4 protein-coding genes are annotated in these 7,196 nt (G+C 31.7%); all 4 read left to right on the top strand.

Features of this window, described 5'->3' with window-relative positions; all coding sequences use genetic code 11:
- A partial coding sequence (locus tag QM538_07045; GenBank protein MDI9348241.1) for a hypothetical protein occupies nt 1-850 on the top strand: 850 nt, incomplete at its 5' end.
- A 1-nt stretch (nt 851) separates the two neighbouring features.
- The gene (locus QM538_07040; protein MDI9348240.1) at nt 852-3,158 is read left to right on the top strand and encodes a hypothetical protein; all 2,307 of its coding nucleotides are present in this window, start codon (nt 852-854) and stop codon (nt 3,156-3,158) included.
- Nucleotides 3,155-6,283, top strand: a complete 3,129-nt coding sequence (locus QM538_07035; protein ID MDI9348239.1) for a tetratricopeptide repeat protein — start codon at nt 3,155-3,157, stop codon at nt 6,281-6,283. Before QM538_07040 ends, QM538_07035 begins: the two co-directional genes overlap by 4 nt.
- A gap of 6 nt (nt 6,284-6,289) precedes the next feature.
- The coding region (locus tag QM538_07030; GenBank protein ID MDI9348238.1) for a hypothetical protein at nt 6,290-7,196 on the top strand (907 nt) is incomplete at its 3' end.

The raw sequence follows: 7,196 nt of genomic DNA, 5'->3' as shown, positions 1-7,196 counted from the left end.
ACCACAAGCAATTCCAGATTCTCAAACCACACCAGTAGCTAGTTCTCCTGAAGCGACACCACAAGCAATTCCAGATTCTCAAACCACACCAGTAGCTAGTTCTCCTGAAGCGGCACCACAAGCAATTCCAGATTCTCAAACTACACCAGTAGCCAGCTCTCCTGAAGCGGCACCGCAGAATTTTGATCCTAGAACTGTTGATCTAAATAATTCTACAAATCTTTCAGAAGAGGCTACTAAAGACCCTGTAAACTCAGAAACTGATGGATTAGTTTCGAGTGATAGGATACCGATTAACGCAGTTACAAGATCCCAGGCCGAAGATAACGCACAAGAATTACAAAGAATTAATGACTTACGATCAAGGGAGATTGCGATTCAGAGAGAGAAGATTGAATTATCTGAAAAAATTAAAGTGGAAAAGGATATTGATAGAATCAATCAATTATTAAAGAGCGAAGCTTTACTTGCAAGCAGGGAGATAAGTTTACTTGAAGATAAGATTTTATTTCCATACAATTCTGAGGTCGGAGTTTTCTTTTCTGTAACAAAAATACCAAGTAATTTCTCAAGTCTTGATAGTATAGAGCTTAGATTAGATGGGGTATTATTACAATCTCAGGTCTACACTAAATTGGAAAATAGCTCTTTAATGAGCGGAGCAATTCAGAAACTTTACTCTGGATCTTCGATTAGTGGTGTGCGTAATCTTGAGTTAATTATTAGATTAAGAGGTGAAAATGAAGTAACTACTGAAAAAGTTTTTGCCCATACTTTTCAGAAAGAACTATATTCAAAATTCATACAAATTATTTTAGATTCAGATTCAATTACAACTAAGGAGTGGTAATTTGCGTTTCCAATATCATATTAGAATTGATATTGTTTTAATACTGTCCTTACTATTTGGAGTAGTCAGTTACGATGTGTATTCTGAAATTGCCGCAAATGAAACAGTTGTCCAGAGTTCAGTACCTCCATTACCAGCTAGTGAGCAAACTGTCAATAATGAATTAGACCTATCAAAAATAAAAACTAAAAGCGCCTCACCTTTTATCGTCTACCCAAAAGAAGTGAAATTGCCAACTAAAAAAGGTTACTTCTCACTTCCAGCCTTTGAGGTTGGTAATAATTACGACCAATTTATATATCCAAAATCTTCAGGACTATCACTTTTGAATTGGCCTCCGACAAATGATCCAGAAACAATTTTGGATTTTATATTACTGCAGAGTAGTTATGAATACTTAAATGGAAATTTTATTAACGCAATAGAAATAATCGATACTGCGATAGATAAAAATTTATTTAATCGAGTGTCTGATTCTAAACTTAAAAAACTATACATTAATGAATTACAAAGAAGAAAATCTTTGTTATATCTTGAGTACGGTGTATTTCTACCAAATAGTTTACCTATTAGAGTGTTATTTAATTATAGACAGGATAGAGTTGTTAAGAATTATGCATCGAACCTACTCGGCCTTGCACTTAATCGAAGAGGTTACTTTTCTGATTCCATCAGTATTTTAAAAAACGCAAGGAAGCCTTTTGAGAAGGAGTTTGGAATTACGCATTACTCATTGCTTTCACAGGCACTAATAGAGATTGGAGATTATCAATCTGCTATTAAAGTAATTGAAGGTGCATCTTATTTGATTAGTGAAAATCCAATTATTCAATACAACTTGGGTATTGCGTATCTAAAGTTAGGATTGTATGAAACGGGGAAAAATATTCTGGAAGAGGTTGGAGAGTACTCATATCTTTCAGAGGATGAAAGAATTCTTGCAATACGAGATCGAGCTAATCTTTCACTCGCGCAGTATTTTTTTGAAGGTGAAAAACCTGCAATGGCGGTCAAGTATTTTAGTGCAATTAGGTCAGAAGGTCCTTACGGAAACCGATCTCTACTTGGGCTGGGTTGGTCGCAATATTCTGAGCGAAACTATGCCAATGCAGTGGAAACTTGGAGTAAGTTATATAACAGAGATTCGAAAAATTACTACGTGCAAGAAGTTAAATTATCACTCCCACATGGATACTACATACTTGGCCAGTTCAATCGTTCGGCTGCTATGTATGACAGGGCACTTTTTGAGTATTTAGAACAAGTAAAGGAGATAGATGAAGTAATAACCTATTTAAATTCTGATTTATTTTACAAAGATGTTTTGTTAATAAACACACAAAGCGATCAGCAAGCGTTATCTCATCCGTTACATTATATTAAACGATTAGGTATTTTTGAGGATGGTGGTTTTGTTGATTTGATTAAAAATTACTCAGACATGAATAATTTGATCAACCATCTCACACTAAAAATTAATAGCCTAGAGTCTCTAAAAAATATTGTTATGAAAAGAAATATAAAATTAGACGCCCAATTAGCAGAGTACAATAAACAATTTCAAGATATAAAAAATAGTACTTTTTCATTGACACAAAGATACTTAGGTGCTAACAACTCCAATAGTAATTCAACTGATAGTGATTCAGAAAGCGGAAAAACATTTTCATTAGATACAGAAAAAAATTTCTTACTTGGTGATTATAAAAAAATGTACGAAGAATTAGATGATTCAATTAAAGATCTTTCACAATCTGACCAAGTTGAGTTGCAAAAAAAAGTCACTATGCTGCAACAATTTGTACTTTCACAGAATTATTTTTATAGAATAGGCTCATTAAATCCCCTACCTGAACCAAATCGCAGTTCATTAGAAGATTTTTATCAAATACTCACCAAGCTTCGTGAGGGAACTAGTAAGCTTGCCTCAAATTATTCGGAAATAATTGACTCACTTAGCTACTATGATACGATGATTAAAAATCAAATTATCAATGTAAATACTTTATTAGAAAAATTAAAGTCACAACAATTAGTTAATAAAAATACTATTAAAGAAACCGCAATGCGAACAATGAAAAAAGAAAGAGAGAGAATTTCAAGTTATAGCACTGTTGCATATAGCGAACTTAGAAAATCTATAGTCCAATCTAAAAATAGATTCGTTATAAGTGAAGCAAAAAAAATAGAAGAACAGGATAAAATAGAAAAAATTAAAAGATCTAAAATGTTAACTAACAGCAGTTTGGAAAATTCTACACCTCAATCCGAACCTAATGGATCTTCTGAGTTAGTGCAACCACAATGAAATTACCATCTATCTTACAATTTCGTTTTAGACCAGGCTACTTTTTTCTTAAATGCAAGGTTTTATTGTGTTTACTTATAATTAATACTGCTATCGCAGAAACAAACACTACTCAATTAGCAACTGAAGATCTAGAAACAATGCCAGAATTAAAAATATTTAATGAGGATGTTAGTATTGCATTTAAATCTTTAGATAAATCTGATTTGGATCCAGACTCTATTAGAGCAAAAGCCGATCGACTTATTGAAAGAAGCCTAGGTTTGGATATTTCAGTGACAGGTGAAATATTAGATGTGAATCAGTCAGTGAGTGTAGATCCTATCACTACAAATACAACTAAAATAGATCCTTTGGTTGTAACTAAAGATTCATTGTACCAATTACAGGATTCAATTTTTGATGACAAGTTTTTAATCAGTAATTTAGATACCAGAATTATAAATGAACAAATAAAAGTTATCACTAAAGAAGAAATTATTTCAAAAGCAACTTCAAAAATTAAATCATCAATCCCTGATATCAGAACTAAAGAAGAAATAAGTCTTGATGAAATGATCTCCAAAATGGATGATTTACAAATTGTAAATTTAGCTATTACTTTGTACGAACAAATATTATTAAATTATCCTTCATATGATAAAAATGACTATGTACTTTATCAACTAGCTCGTGCGTATTCAGATATCGGAAATAGTGATAAATCAATTCAGTTATTATCCATCCTCATAAAAGGATTTCCAACTTCAAAATTTGCAGCAGAATCCTATTTTAGAAAAGCTGAGTATTTTTCAATTAGGGGAGATTTGGCAGAAGCAGATAGAAATTATATTGCTGTACTTAATTACGGTCCTTATTCTGATTTTTATGAGTATGCTTTATATAAGAGAGGGTGGAGTAAATTTAGACAAGGTAGTTATGATGATGCACTTAATTCTTTTACAGAGCTATTAGATATTAGAATGTTAAGTAAATACGATTACGATGAACTAGTTAAGTTGAATGCCTCCGGGAGTGCTGACCCTAATCTACAAAAATTGCAAGATACATTACGAGCAATAAGTTTAAGTTTTTCTTACCTACAAGGGGTAAACGACATCAATCGTTATTTCAAAAAAATCGGAAGAAGAAAGTATGAAAATTTAGTATATGAAGCACTTGCAAATTATTATATAGAGAAACAAAGATACACTGAAGCTGCTGAAGTGTACCAACGGTTTATTAACATTTACCCGTACCACACTTTAGCCCCAAGTTACTATTTGAAAATGAGTAAAGTATATGACTTAGCTGGTTTCACAAATCTTGAAATTGAGTTAAGAAAAAATTTTGCAAGAAGCTATGATCTTAGAAGTGTGTATTGGACTTATTTTGATTTATCAAAGAATCAAGAAATTATAGATACGGTTTCTAAAAATTTAGTAGATTTAGCAGGGTATTATCACAATAAGTTTCAGCAAAGTAAAAAAAATAAAATAGATACAACTCTTGATTTTAATGAAGCGAAAGAATGGTATGAGCGATACCTTGCTTCTTTTCCAAATAGTAAGAACGCTTCTGAGATATCATATTATTTGGGAGAACTCTATTACTCAAACCAAGCGTTTGATAAAGCGTTACTTGCATATGAGAATTCTGCATATGTGTTTCAAAAGAGTTCTAAAAGCGCTGAAGCTGCCTATGCTACAGTAGTAGTAAGCTCACTAAATTTTGATAATTCAAAAAACAGTGAAGAAAAGGTGAGAACTGGCGAAAATATGCTTGCCACATCCCTTAAATTTACACATACTTATCCAACTCACCCAGAATCTAAAAATATTCAATTACGTACAGCAAAATTATTATTTGAAACCAAAAAATATGTCCAAGCAGTGGCAGAGTCTAAATTTTTACTCACGAAATTTGGAAATTTATCCAATGATGATAAATTCAGTGCTTGGCGAATCATTGCCTATTCTTTATATGATGGAGATGATCCAAAAACTTCTGAAACAGCAATTACTGAAGCCCTTAAGTACGCACCAAATAAAACTGCAGCAGATAAACTGGAAATTACTAATCTAACTGAAAATTTAGCAGCTTCGATTTTTAAACAAGCTGAGAAATTGAAAAATGAGAAAAAATATGACCTTGCACTTGCAACCTATAAGCGTGTTGCGCAAAAGACCCCAAATGCAAAAAATAGACAAAATGCTGACTATGATATTGCAACAATTTATATAATTATAAAAGACTGGAAAAATGCAATAACTTCATTAGAGTTATTTCGTAAACAATATCAAAAGAGTTCGTTTTTACCTGATATCACCAAAAAATTAGCAGTATCGTATAAAGAAGATGTTCGCTTTGAAAAAGCCGCTGTTGAATTTGAAAGGATAGAAACTGAACAAAAAGACGAATCAATTAGGAAACAGGCTCTTATTGAAGCTGCGAATTTATATGTTAGCCTAGCTGACTCAAAATCCACTATCCGAGTCTATAACAAATTTATTAATTTATTCCCTAAGCCACTAGAAGATAAATTAGCAATGCTAGATAAATTATCATATGAGTATAAAAAAATTAATAATCAAAAAGAAGTTGCAAAACTAACTCAGCAAATCTTTAATGAAAGTGCAAAAGCTAAGGGTGGGGATAGGACTGATAAAGTTCTTTACTATATGGCATCGGCAGAGCTAGAGTTAAAAAAACCAGAGTTTGAATCTTATCAAAGAATTAAGTTAAAAGAACCATTAAAAAAATCGTTAAAAGCAAAAAAAGATGCTTTACAGAGAATTTTAACTGTGTTTGGCAAGTTAACAGAGTATAAAATTGCAAATGTTACTTCTGGTGCAACATATTATTTAGGGTTGGCATATTTAGAATTTAGTAAAGCTTTTGTTGAATCTGAAAGACCTAAAAAGTTAAAAGGTTTAGAACTCGAGCAATACAATGAAATACTTGAAGAGCAAGCCGCCCCCTTTGAAGAAAATGGCGTGAAGATTTTGGAAAAAAATTTAGAATTAATTAATATTGGACTTTATGATAAATGGATACAGCAAACCATAGATAAGTTAGGCGAAATATTTCCTGCAAGATTTGCAAAGAAAGAAAAAATCGATATGCTTTCTGATGATTTACTGTAATTACTAATGCCTACTATTAAACCAACACCTATAATTTTGTATTTAATTATTTTATTATTCACGATACACTTTGAGCTTTATGCGGCCGAGCCTGTCTTAGAGAATAAAGACAAAGAAAATATTGCTCAGGAAATATCTCCAGAAGTAAATAATTTATTTTCTAAAGCAAAAAATCAGATGAAGAATAAAGAATATATTGAAGCTTTAAAAAATTTTGGACTTATAATAAATCAGAACTCATTAGTTGCTGGTCCTCATGTTAATAGAGGAATAATATTCTATGGATTTGATGATTTTATTTCAGCTGAAACTGAATTTAAATGGGCAATTCAAAAGAATCCTAATTCTACAATTTCTTATGTGTATCTTGGTTTAATAGAAAAGCAAAAAGGTAATTTTGCTGGGGCAAAAATCTATTATGAAAAAGCTAAAACAATATCACCAGACTACTCTTTAGCGTATTACAATCTCGGAATTCTCTGTGATTTGTTTTTAAAAGATATTGAATGTGCGTTAGCAAATTATAAAAAATATGATTCTCTTACCAATAAATCAGAAAAACCAGTTGGTATTTGGATTGCTGATCTTGAATCTAAATATGATGTTATAAAACAACAACAATTAGCTCAAGATGAAGCTAGAAAAAAAGCTGAAGAAGAAGCAAAGTTAACGCCAGAGCAATTACAATCAAAACGTGACTTAGAAAGAAAAAACGCAGAAGAGGCACAACTTAAGTTAGAAAAAGAAAAACAAAAACAAGCTGAATTAGAAGAAGAAAGATTGAGAGCAGAAGAGCGAAAGCAATTATTGGAAGAAACGAAATTAAAACAAGCTGAAGAAGATAAAATAAAAATGCTCCAAGATGAGAAAGCTAAGATAGAAGCAGAGAAAGTTCAGGAAGCGAATCGTCTTA

The organism is Candidatus Methylacidiphilales bacterium (genome assembly GCA_030054035.1).
In the GTDB taxonomy this organism is placed as follows: domain Bacteria; phylum Pseudomonadota; class Gammaproteobacteria; order JASGCS01; family JASGCS01; genus JASGCS01.
This window is presented reverse-complemented; position numbering and strand designations above follow the sequence as displayed.

What these genes read in the sequence shown, in the direction of transcription:
- QM538_07035 (MDI9348239.1), top strand. Translation starts at nt 3,155, where the DNA reads ATGAAATTACCATCTATCTTACAATTTCGTTTTAGACCAGGCTACTTT.